Origin of the sequence: Plantactinospora sp. KLBMP9567, assembly GCF_033446045.1 — a bacterium.
GTDB lineage: Bacteria > Actinomycetota > Actinomycetes > Mycobacteriales > Micromonosporaceae > Plantactinospora.
In genome coordinates, this window is sequence record NZ_JAWQRR010000034.1 from 1 (window position 1) to 21,945 (window position 21,945).

18 protein-coding genes are annotated in these 21,945 nt (G+C 69.8%); 12 read left to right on the forward strand and 6 right to left on the reverse strand.

Annotated elements, in window-relative coordinates; genetic code table 11:
- From R6Y94_RS25155 to R6Y94_RS25170, 4 genes are all read left to right on the forward strand, one after another.
- Positions 1 to 435: glycosyltransferase (locus tag R6Y94_RS25155; RefSeq protein ID WP_318398322.1), on the forward strand; the 435-nt coding region annotated here is incomplete at its 5' end.
- Entirely contained in the window at positions 432 to 1,457 is a 1,026-nt protein-coding gene (locus tag R6Y94_RS25160; protein WP_318398323.1) for a glycosyltransferase, read from the forward strand. The genes R6Y94_RS25155 and R6Y94_RS25160, both read left to right, overlap by 4 nt.
- Before the next feature lie 79 nt (positions 1,458 to 1,536).
- Positions 1,537 to 3,018, forward strand: a complete 1,482-nt coding sequence (locus R6Y94_RS25165) for a glycoside hydrolase family 130 protein (RefSeq protein ID WP_318398324.1) — start codon at positions 1,537 to 1,539, stop codon at positions 3,016 to 3,018.
- 278 nt (positions 3,019 to 3,296) lie between these two features.
- Entirely contained in the window at positions 3,297 to 4,523 is a 1,227-nt protein-coding gene (locus R6Y94_RS25170; RefSeq protein ID WP_318398325.1) for a low temperature requirement protein A, read from the forward strand.
- Between the two features lie 304 nt (positions 4,524 to 4,827).
- Here the strand turns inward: R6Y94_RS25170 and R6Y94_RS25175 are convergent, their stop codons facing one another.
- The 5 genes from R6Y94_RS25175 to R6Y94_RS25195 all read right to left on the reverse strand — a co-directional run bounded on the left by R6Y94_RS25175 (position 4,828) and on the right by R6Y94_RS25195 (position 11,790).
- Positions 4,828 to 5,724: a hypothetical protein gene (locus tag R6Y94_RS25175; RefSeq protein WP_318398326.1), complete on the reverse strand. Its 897-nt coding sequence runs from the start codon at positions 5,722 to 5,724 to the stop codon at positions 4,828 to 4,830.
- A 236-nt stretch (positions 5,725 to 5,960) separates the two neighbouring features.
- Positions 5,961 to 6,560, reverse strand: coding sequence for a VanZ family protein (locus R6Y94_RS25180; RefSeq protein ID WP_318398327.1), 600 nt, complete (start codon positions 6,558 to 6,560; stop codon positions 5,961 to 5,963).
- Between the two features lie 327 nt (positions 6,561 to 6,887).
- Positions 6,888 to 8,525: a ribosomal protection-like ABC-F family protein gene (abc-f, locus tag R6Y94_RS25185; RefSeq protein ID WP_318398328.1), complete on the reverse strand. Its 1,638-nt coding sequence runs from the start codon at positions 8,523 to 8,525 to the stop codon at positions 6,888 to 6,890.
- 367 nt (positions 8,526 to 8,892) lie between these two features.
- Positions 8,893 to 9,936 carry a hypothetical protein gene (locus tag R6Y94_RS25190; protein ID WP_318398329.1) on the reverse strand — a complete coding sequence of 348 codons (1,044 nt, stop codon included), beginning with the start codon at positions 9,934 to 9,936 and terminating at the stop codon, positions 8,893 to 8,895.
- A gap of 837 nt (positions 9,937 to 10,773) precedes the next feature.
- A complete protein-coding gene (locus R6Y94_RS25195) occupies positions 10,774 to 11,790 on the reverse strand; it encodes an NlpC/P60 family protein (protein WP_412102881.1) in 1,017 nt (338 codons plus the stop codon).
- A gap of 735 nt (positions 11,791 to 12,525) precedes the next feature.
- Between R6Y94_RS25195 and R6Y94_RS25200 the strand changes: the two genes are divergently transcribed.
- The 8 genes from R6Y94_RS25200 to R6Y94_RS25235 are packed head-to-tail and all read left to right on the forward strand — an operon-like array spanning position 12,526 to position 20,910.
- Positions 12,526 to 12,846 (forward strand): NADH-quinone oxidoreductase subunit A, encoded by a 321-nt coding sequence (locus R6Y94_RS25200; RefSeq protein ID WP_318398519.1) that lies wholly within the window; start codon positions 12,526 to 12,528, stop codon positions 12,844 to 12,846.
- Positions 12,837 to 14,249 (forward strand): hypothetical protein, encoded by a 1,413-nt coding sequence (locus R6Y94_RS25205; RefSeq protein WP_318398331.1) that lies wholly within the window; start codon positions 12,837 to 12,839, stop codon positions 14,247 to 14,249. The genes R6Y94_RS25200 and R6Y94_RS25205 overlap by 10 nt, the downstream gene beginning before the upstream one ends.
- Positions 14,209 to 15,174, forward strand: coding sequence for an NADH-quinone oxidoreductase subunit H (locus tag R6Y94_RS25210; RefSeq protein WP_318398332.1), 966 nt, complete (start codon positions 14,209 to 14,211; stop codon positions 15,172 to 15,174). Before R6Y94_RS25205 ends, R6Y94_RS25210 begins: the two co-directional genes overlap by 41 nt.
- 9 nt (positions 15,175 to 15,183) lie before the next feature.
- The gene (locus R6Y94_RS25215; protein WP_318398333.1) at positions 15,184 to 15,747 is read left to right on the forward strand and encodes an NADH-quinone oxidoreductase subunit J; all 564 of its coding nucleotides are present in this window, start codon (positions 15,184 to 15,186) and stop codon (positions 15,745 to 15,747) included.
- A complete protein-coding gene (gene nuoK / locus R6Y94_RS25220) occupies positions 15,744 to 16,049 on the forward strand; it encodes an NADH-quinone oxidoreductase subunit NuoK (protein WP_318398334.1) in 306 nt (101 codons plus the stop codon). Before R6Y94_RS25215 ends, nuoK begins: the two co-directional genes overlap by 4 nt.
- Positions 16,046 to 17,980: a proton-conducting transporter membrane subunit gene (locus R6Y94_RS25225; protein WP_318398335.1), complete on the forward strand. Its 1,935-nt coding sequence runs from the start codon at positions 16,046 to 16,048 to the stop codon at positions 17,978 to 17,980. Before nuoK ends, R6Y94_RS25225 begins: the two co-directional genes overlap by 4 nt.
- 3 nt (positions 17,981 to 17,983) lie before the next feature.
- On the forward strand, positions 17,984 to 19,492 hold the full coding sequence (locus R6Y94_RS25230) for an NADH-quinone oxidoreductase subunit M (RefSeq protein ID WP_318398336.1): 1,509 nt from the start codon (positions 17,984 to 17,986) through the stop codon (positions 19,490 to 19,492).
- Entirely contained in the window at positions 19,489 to 20,910 is a 1,422-nt protein-coding gene (locus R6Y94_RS25235) for an NADH-quinone oxidoreductase subunit N (RefSeq protein WP_318398337.1), read from the forward strand. The genes R6Y94_RS25230 and R6Y94_RS25235 overlap by 4 nt, the downstream gene beginning before the upstream one ends.
- 186 nt (positions 20,911 to 21,096) lie before the next feature.
- Here R6Y94_RS25235 and R6Y94_RS25240 read toward each other — a convergent pair whose 3' ends face one another.
- Positions 21,097 to 21,888, reverse strand: a complete 792-nt coding sequence (locus R6Y94_RS25240) for a C39 family peptidase (RefSeq protein WP_318398338.1) — start codon at positions 21,886 to 21,888, stop codon at positions 21,097 to 21,099.
- Positions 21,889 to 21,945 lie beyond the last annotated feature (57 nt).

The window sequence follows — 21,945 nt, forward strand, 5'->3', positions numbered from 1 at the left end:
CTGGGTGTCTCGCACGCCGTCGACTACCAGCCGGTCTACCACGAGGAGAGCGCGCTGGGCCGGTTGATCCGCTCCGCTGACGCCGTCGTGCTGCCCTACGACTCTCGGGAGCAGGTCACCTCCGGCGTACTCGTCGCGGCGGTCGCCGCCGGAGTCCCCGTCGTCGCGACGCCCTTCCCGCACGCCGTCGAGTTGCTCACCGACGGTCCCGGCCTGCTCGTACCCCACGAGGATCCGGCGGCACTGGCCGCCGCCATCCGACGGATCCTGACCGAACCCGGCCTGGCCAGCAGCCTCGCCGATCGCACCCGCACCAGGAGTTCGACACTCCGATGGCCTGCGGTGGCGGCCCGATACCACGCCCTCGCCGAGCGGCTCCTCACCGACAGGGTCCGCGCCGGTGGCTCGCCTGCCGTGACCGCCGCACCGGCATGACCGCAGCCGCATCCCGCGTGCCTGTGCCCGCGCCCAGTTTCGCGCACCTGGCCCGGCTGACCGACGACACCGGCCTGTTCGAACATGCCCGGAATGCCACCGTACGCCGCGAGCACGGCTACTGCACCGACGACGTCGCCCGTGGACTGGTCGTCACCAGCCGCGAACCCGATCCGCCCGACGCCGTGCTGCAACTCGCCGAGTGCTACCTGACCTTCCTCACCCACGCCCAGGACGACAGCGGCGCCTTCCACAACCGGCTCGGTCACGATCGACGCTGGACCGACGAGCCGGGTCTCGGCGACTGGTGGGGGCGGGCGGTGTGGGGGCTGGGTACCGCCGCCGCGCGCAGCCGCGCCCCGTGGATCCGCGACGAGGCCCTCGTCGCCTTCACGGTCAGTGCCGGTCGGCGATCGCCCGCGCCGCACGCAATGGCCTTCGCCGGCCTCGGCGCCGCCGAGGTACTGCATGGACAGCCGGACAACCGGGTCGCGGCCGACCTGCTGGTCGACGCCGCCGTCGCCGTCGGCGTCCCGACCGGTGACCCGGACTGGCCGTGGCCGCAGCAGCGGTTGACCTACGCCAGCGCCGCTCTCGCAGAGGTCGTCATCGCCGCCGCTGACCTGCGCGGCGACAGCAGGCTGCTCGCCGCCGGACTGCGGATGCTGGCCTGGCTGCGCGACATCCAGTTCGCCAATGGTGTGCTGTCGGTCATCCCGGTCGCCGGCTGGCGGCGCCATGCCCCACGAGCCCGGCACGACCAGCAGCCGATCGAGGTCGCCGCCCTCGCCGACGCATGCGTCACCGCCGCCGCCGTCACGGGCGACTCGGTCTGGGGAACCGGGGTGGGCCAGGCCGTCGCCTGGTTCCTCGGCGCCAACGACGGCGGCACGGCCATGTGGGACCCGGCGACCGGCGGCGGCTACGACGGCCTCACCCCGGATGGCCCCAACCTCAACCAGGGCGCGGAGTCGACCCTCGCGCTCATCTCCACCCTGCAGCACGGCCGGCGGTGGTCATGACTGGGAAGGCTGTTGAGCCACCTACCCCGCCACGGACCCGGTCGGCAGCTCCCGGCTCACCCCGCCGGCGCGAGTCGACATGACCGGACCGGACCTGGCCACCCGGCTCGACCTCACCCTCAACCCCGACCCGGCACGGGTCGTCGTCAAACTCTTCGTCCCCGGCGAGGACGCGGCCCTGGTACGCACTCGCGCCTCCGCGATCATCGAGCGCATCGCCCGCCTCGATGACGACGAAGCCGCCCGCCTGCTCCAGCAGACCCTGAAGCGCTTCGGCGGCCGGCACCACGATCTCGAGACCACTTTCCGGCACCACCACGACCTGGTCCACCACCGAATTCCCCTGACCAGCGAACTGTCACCCACGGCCCGTCTGCTCGTCGGCGCATACTTCAGCCACGAGTACGCTGTGGAAGCCGCCGCCCTGTGCAACCCGTCCATGGTGCCGCATCCGGATCAGACCGGCCTGGACCCCCACCGACTACGTGTCGCGGTCAGCCTGCGGCAGATCGGCGAGGGACACCTGTCGTCGATCGGCTTCGCTACCGCCGTACTCGGACCCGGGCACCGACTCACCGTCACCGACCGGTCGGGTCCGCTGGTCACCGGCCGCCGCATCAGCGCCCGGCACCGCAGGGACCTGCTCACCGCCGGACTCGCCGAGGAAGGCTGGGACAACGAAGTCTCCGCCACCGTGCTGGGACGCCTGCCCGAACGCTTCGACGACCACACCTTCGAACAGGTGCTGACCAGCCTTCCCACCGACCTGCTCACCCGCACCACCAGCCAGCGCACCCTCGAGCAACTGCGCCGTACCGCCTCGTCCAGCTACGCCGTGACCTTTCCTGCCGACGTCCCGCTCCAGCGACGGATCCTCTGGCCGGCCGCCCCCGCCGAGAACAACGGCATGGAGGACGCCCGCTTCGTCAGAACTACCGGCGACGACGGCGAATCGGCCTACCACGCCACCTACACCGCCTACGACGGCCGACGCGTCGCCGCCCGCATGCTCAGCAGCGACGATCTTCGCCACTTCCAGGTGACCCCGATGCGCGGGCCGGCATCCCGCAACAAGGGCATCGCACTGTTCCCCCGTCCGATCGGCGGCCGTCACCTCGCACTGTGCCGCTCGGACGGCGAAACCATCGGCCTGACCCGCCTTGACAGAGCCAACCGGTGGCAGCCTCCGGTGCCGTTGCACGCTCCGCATCGCGGCTGGGAACTGATCCAGGTCGGCAACTGTGGATCACCCATCGAAACCGAAGCCGGTTGGCTGGTACTCACCCACGGAGTCGGCCCGATGCGCCGGTACGCCATCGGCGCCCTCCTGCTCGACCTGCACCGGCCCGACCGCGTCATCGCCGAACTGCCCGGCGTACTACTCGCACCCGACGACACCGAACGCGACGGGTACGTGCCCAACGTCGTCTACTCGTGCGGCGGCCTGCTGCACGCCGGCACCCTGTGGCTGCCGTACGGAGCAAACGATGCCCGGGTCCGGTTCGCCGTCGTCTCCCTCACCGCCCTGATGGATGCGATGGACGACGTACCCGCACGGTAGATCGACGCGGGACAGAACTACCGGCATCACCTCGGCGACCGGCCCGCCCGAACCCGTACTCGAGTCCGGTGCTCAGGCATCGGTGACACCTGCACACCAGTGCCAGGAAGACGCCGGGGTAGATCCTCGCTGCCAGGGCTGACCCAAGACACGAAACCTCCTCCCTACCGTCGGTGACGGTCCGGCGGCGGCACCTTGCCTACGCTGGGATCGGAGGAGGCGTCCTGGCAGCTCATGATGTCGTTTGAGGGTATGTGGGCAGTTGAGAATCGACGCCGATGCGTGTCGGCGATGGTGCGATCGTCGACCGGATCAGGCATCCCGTGACGACCGACCGGGCGGTGGGGTTGGCGCGCCGAGCCGAGGGGCCGCAACGAGCAACCCTGTTGGAGCTGTTCCTCGATCTGGTGTTCGTCGCCGCGCTCGCCCTGACCTCGCAGAAGCTCGCCACCGACATGACCTGGGCCGGCGTCTTCCAGACCCTGCTACTGCTGCTGGCGATCTGGTGGGTCTGGTCGATCACCGCCCTGACCACCGACCTCTACCTACCGCAGCGGCCACCGATCTTCCTCATGACCATCTCGGTCATGTTCGGCACGATGCTGATGGTCGCCGCGCTGCCCGCAGCCTTCAGCCGTGACGGGTTGGTCTTCGCGGGCGCGTACGTGGCCATCCACCTTGGCCGCAGCCTCTTCCTGATCCCCGCGCTCCGGAGTCGGCAGGCACGTCGGCAGGCCGCGCGGTTCCTGTTCTGGTTCTCCGTCTCGGCCGTACCGTGGCTGCTCGGAGCCATCGTGACCGGCACCGCGCGTGGCGCACTGTGGACAGTGGCGCTCGCCCTGGACTATGGAGCGGCATGGCTTCGCTACCCCACCCCCTGGCTCGGTCGCGTCCCCAGGTCGCAGTACAGAATCGCGGCCGAACACCTGGCCGAGCGTTACCAGCAGTTCTTCACCCTCGCCCTCGGCGATCTCATCCTGGTCACCACGCTCACGTACGCCGGCTCCGGGTTCGCGGTCGACCGGACCGTCGCTTTCGTGGTCGCGTTCGCCACCACCGTGCTGCTGTGGCAGATCTACGTCCAACGCGCCGGAGCACTGCTACAGGCCGCCATCGAATCCTCCCGTGACCCGGGACGGCTCATGCGGTCGGCCCCCTACACCCACCTGCTCATGGTGGCCGGCGTGGTCGCCTCCGCCGCCGGAGCCGAAACCGTCATCCGGCACCCCAGCGGAGACACCACCTTCGGACTCGTCGGCGTCGTACTCGGCGGTCCCGCACTGTTCCTGGCCGGCCGGGCCCGATTCGAGTACGAGGTATTCAGCCGGATATCCCCATCCCGACTGATCGCGCTACTCGTGCTCGCCGTCGCCGTACCCGCGATGATGCATGTGCCGCCACTGGGAGTCGCCATAGTCGGTAACCTCGTCCTAGCCGGGATCGCCGCCACAGACCTCTTTCGCGCCCACGGTCGCTCACCCGAAGCGCCATCCCCCGCCCTCTGAGAACTCCTGAGGCAGTGATGTTGGGCGTATCCCGGATGCCGCACCGGTTTCCTGAGCGTACGGAGACGCTCGCCTCCGGGTGATATTTCGTGCGGACGAATCCCGCCACCGCGGGCCTGAGCCGCGGACTGAATGTGTTGGACGTCGTTTCACTCGAACTCACGACGGCGCCGGGGGGGGGCCCCCCGGGGGGGGGGGGGGGGGGGGCCCCCCCCCCCCCCCGGGGGGGGGGGGCCCCCCCCCCCGCCCCCGGACGAGTCCGTTCGCGTAAAGCCGGCCTCGGACGGACTCACCGAGGTCTTTGCTACTGACCGTAGGCCTTCGCGGTCCAGCCGAGCGAGCCGAGGGAGCCACCCTTGATGTCCGTGCCGACTCCGTCCGTCTTCTTGGCGTCGAAGTGCACGGAGGCCGCGCCGGCGGCGGTGATCCCGAGCAGCGGTCGGCCATTGGGGTGCGCGTCACAGTAGCCCGTGCTGAGGCTGGTGAAGGGTGCCCAGCCGCTCGCCCGCAGTACCTTCGAGGTGATCGTCGTCGGGGTGGCCCGGTTGATCCGCCACTCCTTGAGCTCCCCGTTGGTCTTGGTACCGATCAGCACGTCCACGGCGGCGCTGCCCGTTCCGCCGCTGCGCTCGTAGGTCAGGGTGTTGACCGCGTCCCAGCCGGAGGTGGTCAGCCTCACCGGCGACGAGAGCGTGAAAACGCCGTCCACATAGGTCTCGGTGTAGCGGTAGAGCGAACTGCCCGCCACGCGGTAGAGGTACGGCGACGCCGATGCGAGGATGCGGGTACCGGCAAACCCGTTCGCGAGGTGGCTGGCACTCATCGCCGTGATTCTCCAGCTGCCGTCGACCAACTCGCCCTGACGGCTCACCTTGTAGAGCCGGCCGTCGGTCGGATGGGCGGCGTACTCGGTGCTGCGGAAGATGGTGTCGTCACCGGAGCCGCCAATCTGCTGATGCGCCGACGGCACCCAGCCGAGATTGTCGTTGGCATAGGCCTTGGTGCTGGTGCTGCCGCCGGAGTACACGTAGCTGAGACGCTGCCCATCGGAGCGGTACGCCGCCGTGGAGACACTGCAGTCCGCCGGAACGTCACTGAGCGCCGCGGCCGCCGGCCCGGCGGGCACGACGACTCCGGCCACGACGAGACCGGTCGCGGCGACGGTCAGCGCGGTCGCGGCGGCCGCAATGGATCTACGCATAAGGGAGGATCCTCCAGGTAGGACGAGTTCGGGATGGCCGATGTGAGACGTCTGCCGTCTCGTCGTCCGTCACGAGTCGTTGATCATGACGGGAAATTCGTTGACTTGGCGATCTTCCCACAGACAAGCCAGGCTCGGACGTGGGGCCGGTGGCTGGGTACGTGCGGCGCGGGCCAGCGTGGTACATCCTTCGCTGAATACAGTGCTGGGCCGCTGACCGGCGTACCGTGGGCGACTCAGCGCCCCGGTGCCGTGGCCGGTCGACGTCGATCTGACGACGCTCTGGCCGCAGCGCGCCACCAGCGGCGCGACGCCAACGCGGCCAACCCGGCGCCGGCGGTGTTGAGCAGTACGTCGTCGACCGAGGACACCCGGTCCAGCCATAGGAGGTACTGCGCGGCTTCGACCAGAACCGAGCAGGCCGCCGCGAGCGCCAGGATCCGCGGTACCGACGCCAGCGCCGCGAACCGCAGCGGGGCGAGAAAGCCCAGCGCCGCGAACACCAGCAGGTTGCCGACGACCTGACCCGTCGCCGTCGACGGCCCCCCGTCGGTGAAGATCGTAAACAGATCCCGCAGCGGTACCAGGCTCACCCGACCGGGGACGGAGCCGGCCCGGTCGCCCGGCAACATGATCATCCATACCCACGGCACCGTCCCGTAGACGATGCCGACCTCGGCCAGCGACATCCGCCACGCCCACGCCGACGTGGTGCCGGTGCCACTCCGACGGCGTGCCAAAGCCCACACCGCCAGCGCGGCCAACGGCAGTACGGCCACCGTGATGAGTGCCACGCCAGTGAACGTGCCGACCCAGCCGTGCCACCCCTTGATCACGCCATCTCCGCTCCGTCCGACCGCGAAATCTACCCCGGCCCGCTCCTGCCCGGCGGCCGGCCCAGTCAACCGCTGCCAGGGCATGGACATGCCTCGACAGGGGCCCGTCCAACGCCACATCGCAACGTCCACACCCCGAGTACTCACCCGCCAGGGCTACGGGGCTACCACTGCGCCGAAGCGCTCCACCCGAACAGCCGGCCGGTCACGCCGGACCAGGAGCGGAGGCTGTGCCGCCGTTCGGGCGTGCGGGAGGGTCAGGGGCTCACCGGCACCGGTGCCGCTCCACGTCGGACGGCCCTGCAAACCGGGGCGGCCCGGTGCGAGTCAGTCGACGTCCGGGGGGCCGGTCTCCAGCAGGCGTCCCTCGGCGAGCCGCAGCCAACGGTTGACGTTGATCTCCGCAAGAAACCGCTCGTCGTGGCTGACCACCAGCAGCGCTCCCTCGTAGGCGCCCAGCGCGCTCTCCAACTGACCGACGCTGACCAGGTCGAGGTTGTTGGTCGGCTCGTCGAGCAGCAGTAGTTGCGGCGGCGGCTCGGCGCCCAGGACGCACGCCAGGGTGGCGCGCAGCCGTTCGCCGCCGGAGAGCACCCCGACCGGCAGGTGGGCCCGGGGGCCACGGAACAGGAAGCGGGCGAGCAGGTTCATCCGCTGCGCGTCCGGGGTCTGCGGCGCGAACGCGGCCAGGTTCTCCGCCACCGTACGGTCCAGATCCAACAGGTCCAGCCGCTGGGACAGGTAGGCGATGCGGCCGTCGGCCCGCTTGATCTGGCTACCCTCGGGCTCCAGGTCACCGTTGATCAGGCGCAGCAGGGTGGACTTGCCGGCGCCGTTGGGGCCGAGCAGGGCGATCCGCTCCGGCCCCCGGATCGTCAGGTCGACGCCGTCAGCGGCGAACAGGGACCGCTCGCCGTAACGGACCTGCATCCGTTCGCCGGTGAGGAGTGTGCGTCCGGCCGGTACGTTGGTGCCGGGCAGGACCAGCGAGATCTTCTGCTCGTTGCGCAACGCGCGCCCTGCCTCGTCGAGCCGGGCTTTGGCGTCGTTGACCCGCGAGGAGTGCATCTCGTTCGCCTTGCCCGCGGACTCCTGAGCGTCCCGCTTCATCGTACCGGCGAAGATCTTCGGCAGGCCGGCGTTCTTGAGGTTGCGGGAGGCGTTGCTGGCCCGGCGTGCCGCCCGCTCGCGGGCCTCCTGCAGCTCCCGCTTCTCCCGCTTGAGCTCCTGCTCGGCGTTGCGGACGTTCTTCTCCGCCACCTCCTGCGCGGCGCGCACGGCCACCTCGTACTCGGTGAAGTTCCCGCCGTAGAACCGCAGCTCGCCGCGGTCGAGTTCGGCGATGCGGTCCATCCGGTCAAGCAGTGCCCGGTCGTGGCTGACCAGTAGCAGGCAGCCGTTCCACTGCTCCAGCACGTCGTAGAGCTTGTGCCGGGCCTCGAGGTCGAGATTGTTGGTCGGCTCGTCCAGCAGCAGCACGTCAGGCCGCTTCAACAGCTGCGCCGCCAAGCCGAGGGAGACGACCTGGCCGCCGCTGAGGGTGTCCAAACGCCGGTCGAAGGCGAGCTCGCCGAGGCCGAGCCGGTCCAACTGGGCGCGGGTCCGCTCCTCGATGTCCCAGTCGTTGCCGATTGTGGTGAAGTGTTCCTCGCCGGCGTCTCCGGACTCGATTGCATGTAGTGCCCCTAGCAGCGGAGCGATCTCCAGAACCTCGGCCACGGTCAGGTCGCCGGCCAGCGGCAGGCTCTGCGGAAGGTAGCCGTGCACCCCCTGGACCGAGACGGACCCGGCGGTGGGCCGGTACTCCCCGGCGATCAGCTTGAGCAGCGTGCTCTTACCGGCACCGTTCGGCGCGACCAGCCCGGTACGGCCCGCACCGATCGTGAAGGAAAGGTTCTGGAAAACCGGGGTGTCATCCGGCCAGGAGAAGGTCAGGTTCGAGCAGACGATGAAAGGATCGGACATCGGGAAACAACCTCGGGTGTGAGGGCAGGCGGAGCCCAGCCGCCCGGCAGGGGACATGGTCTCGAAGCAACGACGACACGACCACGACGACGGCGCTCTTAGGCGCGGGCCGGTGGCGGATCACATGTCCGGTCTCACCCGGAGATGTCGTCGTCACCCACCATGTCTTGTCTCCCATGTTTGTCTGATCATTCATGTTCAGATCATTCGCGATCTACCGTAGCACCTGCGGAACTCGGCCGCCGGGCGAAGCCAGAGGTAGGGAGTTGGTTGGGGGAAGGGCGACCAACATGTGCGGCCGTCCAGCGGGTGGTCGGAGTTCCGGGCTTCTCGCGCCGTCCAACGTCTGCCGGCGGCTCGACCCGCGTCAGCGGTGCGCGGCACGGCGCCAGGCGTCGAGCAGTCGGCCGGCGGATCCGCCGACGGGGCCGACCGCGTCGGCGAGGACGGACTGGTCGGGCAGACGGGCCTCCCGGACGGCCAGCGGTGCCTGGTCGGCGGTGGCAATGGTGGCGGAGCAGACGGAAAGCAGGTAGTCCGGCACCGCCAGGGCCGGGTCGAGGCAACCGATGACCGGTGTGCCGACCGCGACGACGAGCGGGAAGACGGTGCCCGGGATCCCGATGGCCGCCTCCGCGCGGGCGGACGCCTGCACGGACGGTACGTCGCTGATCTCGTAGCGATCCCAGAGCGCGGGATTCTCGCGTGGATGTAGGCCGACGATGATCCGCTTGCCGGCCGCCTGTAGCCGGGCGGCGGCGTCCAGCAGCAGTTGGGTGCCCGGCGCCGCGCCGCCGGTCTGATCCGGATGGGTAACGCTGGTCAGCACGAGCACGGTGTCCGGCTGCGGGTTGCGTGCGGGCAGGTCGTCGGTCTGTGCCGAGCCGACGATCCGGATCGGACGGCGTGTGCCTAGATAGCTCGCGAACGCGCGCATCTCGGCCGGCGAGGACGAGGTGATGCTGTGCAGCCGTCGGCGTAGCTCGGCGGCACGTGGTGCCTCGGTCGGATTCAGGTAGGCGAGCGAGCTGGCTGCCAGAGGAAGTCGGCAAAATCGGGTGGCGGCGTCCACGGGCCAGTCGCCTGCGCCGGTGACCACGATCAGGTCGGCCCGGGGCGCGGTGTCCGGGGCGACCACGGGTACCGGATCATCGGGCTTGATCTGTGAGAGGTCGGGCACCAGCTGCGTCAGCTGGATTCCGCGACGTTCCGCCTCCGCGAGCAGGGGCTTGACATGGTACGTACCCCAGGGTTCGTTGGTAGCCACCAGCACCCGCAACCGGCGCTTCGCGGGATTGTGCCCGGCGGCCACGGCGGCGCTGCCGGTCGCGGCGAGCCCGGCGGCGCCCATAGCGCCGACGAGCAGTCCACGGCGGGTCAGCCGTGCGATGCGGCTGTCAGGATCGATCATGGGCCGAAATACTATTGGCCCTGGTCAACGGTGGAGTGAACATCGCCCGACGATCGGACCCCGCACCGCGTCCCGGTACGGATCGACAGCCGGTACGCCGATGACGGGGAGTCGACCGAGGTGTATTGGTCAGAGCCGGGCCGTTCGGTCGGCATGTGCGAGTCACCCGGGGTGGAACAGGCGCCGGATACTCGGGATCCTGTCAAGATCGTCGAGACGATCGGACAAGTTCTCCGCAACGGCGAGGCGGTCCACGACGGGCCCGAGGACCGCATGTCGAGCGGCCTGCCCGCTGGTCGCTGCGGCCGTGGTGGCCGCTGGGCGGCGGCACCGGCGAGTACGCCGATGAGGGTCTCCGGATCGAGCAGTACGGCGTCGATCTGGTCGGGGTCGACATGCTCCCGGCCCCTCGGAGACGCGCATCACCGACACCACCCGAAGGCGTCGCCGCGCCCATCGGGGAGGCGTCCCCGACCCATTGGGTTGATCGGGTCTTCAACTACCCGGCCCCAAAAACGGACATTGCGCTCGTAGCTCTTGATTTCATCGTTTAGTTACAAAATCATTCTCAACAAATAAAATTTCATCTAACCATGGACCAAGGGGTCAGAGATTCGAACTCTTCGCGGGCGCCTTCTTCGATCCTCTGCGCGCTGGTGCGATCGCCCAGCTCAGCAAGGCCACACGGAGCCCTGCACGTGGGCCACAGAGGTGACTTACACATGGCTCACATTGCCCCAGGGAAGACAGCCGGCAGACTATCTTCTGTGGTCAAGAAGGCGCGCCCGAAGGGATTCGCGTCCCTAACCATCTGATCCGTAGGCGTTCGTTCTGCGGTCAGGCCACTCGCCTGAAGCCCGCGAGGGGCATGTATTCGATGCTCGCAACCTTCACCGGCTGACCAGCCCGGGAAGCGTGCACCAGCTTGCCGTTGCCGAGGTAAATTCCGACGTGGTGCAGGTCTTCGAAGAAGAAGACCAGGTCTCCAGCTCGCGCCTCAGCTCGGCTGACCGATCTCGTCTCCTTCCACTGGTCGCCCGTGAAATGGGTGAGATGGATCCCCGCAGCTTTCCAGGCGTACTGGGTGAGTCCGGAGCAGTCGAACGAGTTCGGCCCCACAGCTCCCCACACGTACGGGTCACCCAACTGCTCGCAAGCCGTACGCACGGCGATGGCGGCCTTGCCGGTCACCGTGACCGGCGGACATTCTCCCACGTCGATGGTGAACGTCCCTCCGGCAGTCTCCCGCAGCCTCTCCAAGCGCTTAATCTCGCTGTCAATCTTTTTCTTCTTGCCTGCGAGTTCGGCGTCCTGACGCGCCTGCTGCCTGATCAGGGTGTCAAGCTTCGCCTTCTCCTCGTCGTATTTGCTCTTGACCGCGAATACGTCCGCGATCTGCTCGTGCTCCTGTCCCGCCAGATAGTTGAGCATGGTGAGACGTTCGGTCAGCGTTGCACGGTCGTCGCCGCTGACCAATGCGGCGGCTTCCGCTGCCGGACCGAGCTTGTAGTTCTTGGCAGCTAGCCCACCGATCCGGTCGAGCGCACCATCGACCTGCTGGGCAAGCGGCTTGATCTTGCGTTCCAGCTCGGCCGCCTTCTTGCGGTTCTTGACGAGCCCGTTGTGTACCTTGTTGTACTGCTCGATAACGGGCTCAAGCTGTTCCCACTGCTTATCGAGCTGGGCTTCGATCTCCTCGGGCGAGGGAGTCGCATGTGCCTGGACCGCAGGCGTGAGGCCGACACATATCGCGACCGCCACGAGGATGACCCCACGTAGCGTCCGGCGACCCGAACTGCGACGGCGAGGATGCGTTTGGCGTGGTGAAGAGGGCTGGGCTGTCACATCCGCCACCACCGGCACCGACTCCTTTGTGGTCGACCCCTGGGCTGCTTCGCAACGAGAGGACGGCGAAGACCAACGGACCTCAGGGTCGATGTCCCACCATAGGGAATCCCCCTGCGTGGGGCAAGCCAGCCTTGGATCCCCTGGACGGCGCAGAAGTGGCGCTGTGCCGATTCTCGGCAGTACGGTCCCGCTGACCCCGGTAAGGATGATCGCCTACCCGTTCGAGGTGGCCACGATCGTGGCCCTGCATTCCTTCAACCCCCGTCACGCCCATGGCTTTGCAAGGGCCCATCATGACCAGCGAGCAGGGTCTGACCATCCAGGCCACCAGGGTGATGTTCGGTAACGGTCGCGCGCCTTCACCTCGCGGTGCGGCCCGGCCTGCCGAGCGATCGACGAGGTGGAGAGCGGCGCAAGCGTTCGGCCGCACCGCTCGCCGCTGCCAGGCGGGATTCATGTGCGGGCAAAATCTCCGCTTTCAACACTCTAGTCTTGTCTGGCTGATTGACTGCGAGTTGTGTGTGAAAGGGGGATTCGACCCGGGGACGCCGGCACGGGCTCGTCACCTGCGCTGTGTGGAGCCTGGTCGGTTGCCGGGCCACCCGGCGCAGGCGGCGACCCCGATCAGGTCGTCGGTGGCGAGCATCGCGGCCGGCCGTGTTCGTCGCCGCAACGGGTGCGGTCGGGTCTCGGCTGCCGCGGCGTATCGGGGGATGTGCGGTGACGGCGCTGCTCGCACTGCTGGCGCTGGTAATGCTGGTGGTGGGCGGTGTCTACGGTGCGGCGCGGTTGGTGGCGTTGGCTCCCCGTGCGCTGACCGCGACGTCGTTCACCGGCGGTATTGCGCCGCTCGAGCACGCGGTCAGCCGATTCCATGTGCGTTGGTATCCGGTGGCGATGCTGTTCCTCGCGTTCGACATGGAAATGATCTTCATGTATCCGTGGACTCGGGTCATCTCGATCATGGGCGTGAGTGCGGTGGTGGAGATGTTCACGTTTCTGGCGGTGTTACTCGCCGGGGTGGCGTATGCGTGGCGTGAGGGCGCGTTGCGGTGGACCTGATCGGCGGGCTGCTGCGGCTGGCCGCGACACGCCCTCGTGTCCTGGTCGTGCCGATGCCGGGCGCGACCGCGGTCCGCGTGGCCGTGGAGGGTGAGTTGCGTCGGCGCGGCTGGCCGACCGCGGCGGTACCGGCCGAGGCTGGAGTGTTGTTCGTGACGGGCGGGGAGGTGCCGGGCTTCGCCGAGTTGTTGGACGAGGCAGAGCGGGGCATGATCCCACCGGCGTGCTGTGTGCGGGCCCGCCGGCCGGGTGAGGCGGCCGAAGCGCTCGACGCGGCCCGTCGGCACCTGGCGAACCTGGATGTCCAGCGCAGCGCCGCGCGTGCCCGCGCCGATGCGCGGCGCGGCGGCCCTCAGGATCGCGGCGCACAGCCGGCGGGTGGGTCCGGCGCCCCCGGCGGGCAGGACCGGCCGCACGGCGAGCCTCACCAGGGGCACGGTGAGCGCGGCGCGCACGACCCTGAGCAGGGCGGCGACCAGCATCAGCCAGCGGAGGACGCCGGTCACCACGGGCACGCGCAGCACGGCGGTACGGCGCACGGCCATGCCCGGCCGCCCGCGCAGCGCGGTGGTCACGATGGCCACGGCATGCACGGCATGGGCGGGATGGGGATGCCGGCGGGCTTGCCGATGGCCCGGCGGGGCGAGGATCGCGACGGCCTGCGGTTGGACCGGCTGCGGCTGCCGTTGGGCCCCATCCTCGCTGACTGGCCGGCGGGATTGCTGCTGCGGCTGACCGTGCAGGGTGATGTCGTCCAGCGGGCGGACGTGGAGACGGTGACCGGCTGGGACGGGGAGGGCGGGTCGTGGTGGACGGTGCCGTGGTGGCGGGCCCGGTCGGGTGAACCGGTCACCGTCGGCGAGGCGGTCCGGCGGCGTGCCGCTGCCCAAATGGACAGCCTGGGTCGGTTCTTGGCCGTGGCGGGCTGGGCTGACGCGGCCACCACGGCGCGGTGCCTTCGCGACGACCTGCTCGCCGGCACGCCGCAAGAGGTAGTGCGCCGACGGGTCGGCCGGTTCGCCCATCGCGTGGGACGTTCGTGGACACTGCGGTGGCTGACCCGCGGACTGGGCAGGCTGGACGCCGATACGGCCGCCGGCGCGGGGGTGACCGGGCCGGCGTTGCGGGCCGGCGGTGACGTGACGGACCGGTACCGGCAGTGGCTGGCCGAGGTCATCGAGGATGTCGCCGGTCTCGACGACGGATCGCCGCTCGACCCGACCAGTGCCGAGGGCCCGCGCGGGCGCCTCGACGGACGACGGCCACCGTCGGCTGCCCTGGTCGAGGTGCTGCCGGGGTTGCTGGCCGGTGCCGAACTCGCCGGGGCCCGGCTCATCGTGGCCAGCCTCGACCCGGACGTGGATGAACTCATCCCGCAACCTGTCGGGTCGGCAGGTGGTTAACCCGGCGCCGCTGTGGTCGGTGCTGCTCGCCCCCGTGGCGCTGGCCGGGTTCGCGGTGGCCGCCGTGACGGGAGACGCGGTGCTGGCCGGCCGCGCGACCGGCCGCCGGTTCGCCGTCGGCATGGCGGTGACGCCACTGGCCGAGGCGGCGCGGCTACTCGTCGCCCCGCCACGCACCACGGTGGCCCCGGACCGGCTGCTGTGGCGGTTGGGTGGGGCGGGCGTGGCGGTAGCGGCGGTCCTGGCGGTGGCGGTGGTGCCACTCGGGGACCGGGTGGTGGTTGATCTCGACGTGGGGGTGGTGTGGTTCAACGCGATGGAGGTGGTGACCTGGGCGGCGGTGTGGCTGGCCGGGTGGGGGCCGAACGCGTTGTTCCCGCTGGTCGGTGGGTACCGGTTCGTGGCGCAGGGCTTGGCCTACCAGTTGCCGTTCATGCTCGCGTTGATCACCGCCGCGACCGGTGCGCAGTCGCTGCGGATCGCGGACATCGTGGCCGCGCAACGGCAGCTGTGGTTCGTGGTGTGGATGCCGGTGGCGTTTCTGGTGTATCTGGCCGGGGTACTGGCGTTCAGCTTTCTTGGTCCGTTCGATTATCCAGCGGCCCGGGACATCGCCGGTGGGGTGCTGGCCGAGACGGGCGGCGTGGACCGGCTGATGCTGCTGGCCGGCCGGTGGCTGCTGTTGACCGCCGGGGCGGCGATGGCCGTACCGCTGTTCCTCGGCGGGGGCCTCGGCCCGTTGCTGCCGGCGTGGGTGTGGTCGCTGGTCAAGACGGTCGCGGTGTTGGCCGTGCTGGTGTACCTGCGGCGGCGGTTGCCGACGATACGCGCCGACCGCTATGTCGAGCTGGCCTGGGTCGTCCTGATCCCGGTAGCTGTGGCGCAGGCGCTGGTTCCCGCGCTCGTCGTCCTCGGCCGCGGCTAGGAGCCGGCTGTGGACGTTGTCGTGTTCTGGGTGCTGGCGCTGCTCGCGGTGGCCAGCGGGATCCTGGTCTTCCGGTTGAACTCGATGGCCCGGGTCACCTACGCGCTGCTGGCCTCGTTCCTGTTCATCGGCGGCGAGTTGATCCTGCTCGGGCTGAACTACCTCGGTGTGGTCGTCATCCTGATGATGGTCATGGAGATGGTCATCATGGCCGTTTTCATGATCGCGTACATGATGAACCCGGCCGGTCTGATGCCGATGTCGATGGTGCACAATCGGCGCGGCGCCTTGGCGATCAGCGGGGTGGTGTTTGCCGCCCTCGCCGCCGGCATCGCGGCCGTCCCACTGCCGGCGCCGACCGCGACGCGCCCGCCGGATCCGACGCTACAGCTGGGCGAGTCGCTGATGGGCGGGCAGATGCTGACCATGATGACGCTCGGTTTCGCCTTGCTCGCGACGATGGTGGCCGCCACGGTGCTCTCCACCGGGCGGGGCCGGTACGACCGGTTCGGTGAGGACCTGCAGCGGCGGATCCCGGATGATCCGGTTCCCGGCGGGGTGGGCCATCGGTGAGTCTGCAATGGTTTCTGCTGCTGGCTGCGGCGTTGTTCTCGATCGGCTTGTACGGCGTCCTGTCGCAGCAGTCCATCGTGATGATCATGATGGGGTTGGAGCTGATGCTCGGCGGGGTCATCGTCGCCGCCGGGGCGTTCTGGCACTTCCTCGCCCCAACTGCCGCGGCCGGTCAGGTGATCGTCGTGGTCGTCGTGGTGGCGATGGCGGTGGAGATGGCGATGGGGTTCGCCGTCACGACCGCGATCTTCCGGGCCCGTGAGGTGGACATGACCGACCAGGCGCGGGAGTTGAAGGGATGACGGTCCTGGCGTGGCTGCTGGTCGTGGTGCCGCTGGCCGCGGGAGGGGCGCTGGCCGTCGCCGGCCGCCGGGCCGATCGGGCCGCCCCGGCGGTGGGAGTGGTGGCCGGGATGGTGACGCTGGCCCTCGCCGGTGTCTCCGCGGTTTCGCGGCCGGCCACGTCGGCACCGCTGTTCACCGGTATCCACGCCGGTCTCCGGGTGGACGGCCTGTCCGCGGTCATGGTGGTGACCGTGGCCGCGGTGACCACCGCTGTGCTGCTGTTCAGCGTCGGGGACAGCGCACTGGCCGCTTCCCGGTTCTTCGGGCTCATGCTGCTGTTCGCCGCCGCGATGCTGATCACGGTCACCGCCACCACCCTGCCGCTGCTGCTTATGGGGTGGGAGGTCATGGGCGCCACCAGCTGGGCGTTGATCGGCTTCTGGTGGCGGCAGCCACGACGGGTTCGGGCGGCGAACACCGCGTTTCTGAGCACCCGGGCCGCCGATCTGGGCCTGTACCTCGCGGCCGGAGCCGCGCTCGCCGGCGGGGCTGCCTCGCTGCGCCTGGACGCCCTGCCGCACACGGCCGAGCCGTGGCTGACCGTGCTGACCGCAGGCATGGTTATCGCCGCGCTCGGCAAGTCGGCGCAACTGCCGCTGTCGTTCTGGCTGTCCAGGGCGATGGAGGGCCCGAGCCCGGTCTCGGCGTTGCTGCACGCGGCGACCATGGTCGCCGCCGGGGCGTACCTGCTGCTGCGGCTGCACCCCCTGCTGGCCGCCACCGGTTGGGCTGGGCCGGCGGTGGCGTGGGCAGGGGCGAGCACCGCGCTGCTGCTCGGGCTGGTCGCGATCGCCCAGACCGATCTCAAGCAATTGCTCGCCGCCTCGACCTGCGCACAGGTCGGATTCATGGTGCTTTCGGCCGGGGCCGGTGGCGTCGCCGGTGGCGTTACCCAGCTGGTGGCGCATGCGGCGACGAAGGCGCTGCTGTTCCTGGCCGCCGGGGTGTGGCTGACCGTCCTGGGCAGTACCGTGCTGGCCGACCTGCGCGGCGCGGCGCGCGTGCATCGGCTGGTCGGTGTCACGTTCACCGTGGGAATCGCGACCTTGGCTGGGCTGCCACCCCTGTCGCTGTGGGCCGGCAAGGACGAGGTGCTCGCCGCCGCGTTCGCCCGGCAGCCCGGCCTGTACGTGGCGGGGCTCGCCGCCGCGGTGCTCGCCACCGTCTACAGCGGCAAAGCCGCCTGGTACCTGCTGCGCTCTGACCCTGTCAGCGCCGAGGCTGGCCGCCGGGTCGGGAGCCCTGATGTCCCTGTCGTCACCAACGTCTCTCTCGTTGTGCTCGCCGCGGCAGCGGTGGTCCTGGGCGTGCTGGCCCTGCCCGGCCCGTCGCGGCTGGTGCGGCAGACCCTCGGCGTGCTGGGCGAGCCCGCACCTCTGGGTTGGCAGCTAGCCGCGTCCGCGGCGGTGGCGATCGTTGCCGCCGTCCTGGCCTGGCGGTGGACCGGCACCCGGGTCCCGGTGCCGTCAGTGGTGACCGGCTGGCTAACCCGCTGGCTGGACCTGGAACGCGCCGCCCACCTTCTGGTCGTGCGTCCCACCCTGGCGTTGGCGCGGGCGCTGGCCGCGTTCGACGACCGGATCATCGACAATACGGTGCGCCAGGCCACCCGCGCCGCCCTGCGGCTGGCGCGTGCCGTAGCCCGGGTCGACGATCGGGGCGTCGACGGCGCGGTGCGCCAAGCGACCCGCGGCGGGCTGCGACTCGCCCATACCGCAGCCCGGGTCGACGACGGCGGAGTCGACGGCATCGTCACCGCAATCGCCGCCGAGGCCCGCCGGCTCGGCCGGGCAGCCCGCCGGCCGCAGACCGGAGTGCTGCACCAGTACTACACGCAGCTCGTCGTGGCGCTGGCCGCGCTGGCCCTGCTTCTGCTGCTGGCCGGGTAGCCGATGCTCACCGCCATCACCTTCCTCCCGCTAGCGGTTGCCGCCGCCGTGCTGCTCGTGCCCCGCACCGTGGCGGACCGGCTGTTCGTCTGGATCTGGATCGTCACCGCCACGGTCGACCTGGCCCTGGTGGTCGTCGTCTGGGCGGTGTTCGACCCTGGCGGCGGGGTGGCGTTCGAGCAGGCCGTGGCCTGGATTCCGCAGGCCGGGGTCGGCTACCACGTCGGCGTGGACGGACTGTCCCTGCCGCTGGTCGCGGTGACCTGCGTGCTGTTCCTCTCGGTCGCCGTCTACTCGCTGCGCGAGACCCGGCGGGTCAGAAGCTACGTCGCGGTGTTCCTGTTCCTGCAGACCGTCTGTATCGGAGTGTTCGTCGCACTCGACCTGATCCTGTTCTTCCTCTTCTTCGACCTCGCGATCGTCGCGATGTTCTTCGTCATCGCCGGATGGGGTCATGGTCTCAGGGCCCGGGCAGCAGCGTTGAAGTTCTTCCTCTACACGTTCACCGGCTCCCTCGCCCTGCTACTCGGGTTCATCGGCCTGGCCCTGGCCGCCCGGCCGCACACCTTCGACATCGTCGCCCTCACCGACGCCAACCCGGTCGCCGGCCGCGACGGCTATGCCGCGCTGGTGCTGCTCGCGATCGGCGTCGGGTTGGCGATCAAAACCCCGACCGTTCCGGTGCACACCTGGCTGCCGCCCGCCCACACCGACGCACCCGCCACCGGGTCCGCCATCCTCGCCGGGGTACTGCTGAAGATGGGCACCTACGGTTTCGTCCGCATCGCCATGCCGATCCTGCCGGACGCCTGGCGCCGCTACGCCATCGTGTTCGTGGTCGTCGGCGTGATCTCGGTGATCTACGGCGGCCTCGTGGCGCTGGCGCAGACGGACTTCAAACGCATGATCGCCTACACGTCGGTCAATCACCTGGGCTACGTCGTGCTGGCCGTCGGCGCGGCCGGAACCTTGGCCGGCAGCGACGGGCGGGCACGCCAGCTCGCGGTCACCGGAGCGGTGACCCAGATGGTCAGCCACGGACTCCTCACCGGCGCACTGTTCCTGCTGGCCGGCGTCCTCTACGCCCGCCGCCGCCGCTACGATATGAATGCTTTCTCCGGCCTCGCCGCCAAGACCCCTCTGTTCGCCGGCGTCACTGCGGTGGCCGCCTTCGGCAGCCTCGGCATACCGGGACTGAGTGGGTTCATCGCCGAGTTCCAGATCCTCACCGGCAGTCTCGCCACCCAACCGGTCGCGACCGGGATCGCCCTGCTCGGCATCCTGATCACCGCCGCCCTACTCGTCTGGGCGCTGCAGCGGGTCTTCCTCGGCCCGCTGCGGACACCCGACGCGCCGGGCGCCGCCGCCGCGTTCCCCGACCTGCACCCCTCGGAACTGGTGGCGATCGTCGCGCTGCTGGTCCTGGCCCTCGCCATCGGCGTCGCGCCGAGGTTTCTCCTCGACGTAATCGAGCCCGCCAGCCGGACCCTCGTCGACCTGGTCGCCAGGTGAACCAGAACGTCGCCGCGCTCATCCCCGAGGCCGTCCTGGCCGCAGCCGCCGTCATCGGACTAATTGCCGGGTCGTGGCTGCCCCGCCGCCGGCAATGGGCCGTCCGCGCACTGCTCGCCGGAGCGTGCCTGATCGGCCTCACCGCGACCACCGTCAGCATCGCCGCCGACCGACCCGAGCTGGTGTTCGAGAACGCCTTCGCCATCGACCCGGCCACCAACGCCGGCCGCCTGATCGTGTTCGCGGCCCTGCTGCTCGTCATCTGCCTGTCGATCGACACCGTCCAAGCGCACAAGCGGGAGAGCGAGTTCTACGTCCTGCTCGCCCTCTCCGCCACCGGAGTCCTCGCCCTGGTCGGCGCCAACGACCTGCTCATGCTCTTCGCCGGCTACCTGCTCACCAGCGTCCCCACCTACGGCCTGGTCGGGTTCGCCAAAGACCACCTCGCCACCGAGGCGGCCCTCAAGTACTACCTGATCGGCGCGCTGCTGAGCGTGCTCATGCTGGCCGGTATCGCCCTGCTCTACGCCGCCGGCCACACCACCGGCTACGACGAACTGCGCCCCGCCCTCGCCGATGCCTCCTACCCACTGGCGGCGCTCGGCATCATCGGCGTGTACGCCGGACTGCTGTTCAAGATCGGGGGCGTTCCGGTGCAGTTCTGGGTGCCCGATGCCGTCGACGGCACGCCACCGCCGGTTGCCGCCTACCTGACCACCCTGCCGAAGATCGGTGGCCTGATCGCCGCCTACCGCGTGGCTCACCAGGCACTGCCGGCCAGCCAGGTGAACTGGCCCCTGCTCGCGGCCGTGCTCGCAGCGGCGTCCATGACCCTGGGCAACCTGGCCGCGTTCCACCAAACCTCCGTCAAACGCCTGCTCGCCTACTCCACCATCAACCAGGTCGGATACCTGCTCATCGCCGTCGCGGTGGCCACGCGCAGCGGCCTGGCCCAGCAGAGTCTGCTGTTCTACCTGGCCGCCTACGCCGTCACCAACCTCGGCGCGTTCGCCGTCGTCGCCCACCTACCCCACGCCTCACGCATCGACGATTACCGGGGCCTCGCCCACCGCCGCCCGCTGCTGGCAGCCGTGCTCGTCGTCTGTCTCCTCGGCCTGGTCGGCACCCCGCCGACCGCGGTGTTCGTCGGCAAGCTCGAAGTCTTCACCGCCGCGATCGACGGCGGCTACGGCTGGCTCGCTGCCCTGGCAGTCGCCAACACCATCGCCTCACTGTTCTACTACCTGCGCTGGCTCGTCCCCGCCTTCCAGCCCGCCCCGGACGATCGGCTCGCCGACCCGCTGACATCCGCCGGCCCCTGGTCAGCGCTGGCCGCCTACACCGCCGGTGCCGGAGCGCTCGTGCTCGGCCTGATCAGCGGACTCGCCCTGCCGCTGGCGGCCGGGCCACTTCGCTGACCGAACCATGGCCCGTACCCGGTGTCGACGGGAAGGGGAACATTCACCGGCGCGCGTGACTGGACACGCCGCGCTCCGTCGCGCCGCTTGCGGGGAGGCCGGTTGAGTGGACCGGCCTCCCCGGACCGCTGGACTCCACCGCGATGTCCGGCTGCCGTGGCCGGTCAAGGCGGCAGGCTGGTGTACTCAGGCGGAGTAGCCGCGGGTGCCGATCCAGTTGGCCATGTTGATCGTGCTCATCCAGTAGGTGGCGGGACCGAACAAACCCGACGAGTCCGACACCTTCACCATGCGCCCGTCATCGCTGTAGCCGACCAGGGCGATGTAGTGGCCGCCCGGGAAGTCGTGCCACACGCCGTCGGCGTCCGCCGCGCCGCCGACGCTGTTCGCCACGACGGCATAGCCGTTGCTGATCGCCCGCACGACATCGGCCTGGAGTCGATCCATCTGTGCCGGCGTCGCATCCGAGCCGGGGATCATCGTCGTGCGGTACACGTCGGCGCCGACCATGTCATTCAACACCCGGGTGGTGTCCTCGGCCGAGTCGGTGCCGTTGACCGTGGTCCGCAGCCCCTTGGCGAGCTCGTCCTGACTCACGTCGATGCCGCGAGCGCTCAGGGCGTTACGTACCGCGGCGGGCCCGCAGTAGTAGAAGTTGGGCTGGTACTCGAACGAGGCGTCGAGGACCTTCTCGGCCGGAGCGTCCGGCGTGGCCGGCTGCGACGGGCTCTCCTCAGGCGTCGCCGCGCTGGCGTCGGGGCTGGCCGGCGCCTCGGTGTCCGGGTCGGGCGCGATCGCGCCCGTGACGAGCGATTCCGAGGTGGCCCGAGCTACCCCCGGAGCCGCCGGCTGGTTCAGCAGAGCACCAGCAGTCGCGGCTGCCGCAGCTACCGCCACCGCAGCAGACAACAGACCCACCTTGTGTACCCGACGCAGCGCACCGGGTCGAAACGGATTACGAATGCGTTCTTCAGTCATCACGGTTCCTCAGTTCGTTTGATGGCAGATCGATGCAGTCGCCCCTTAAAAGATTCA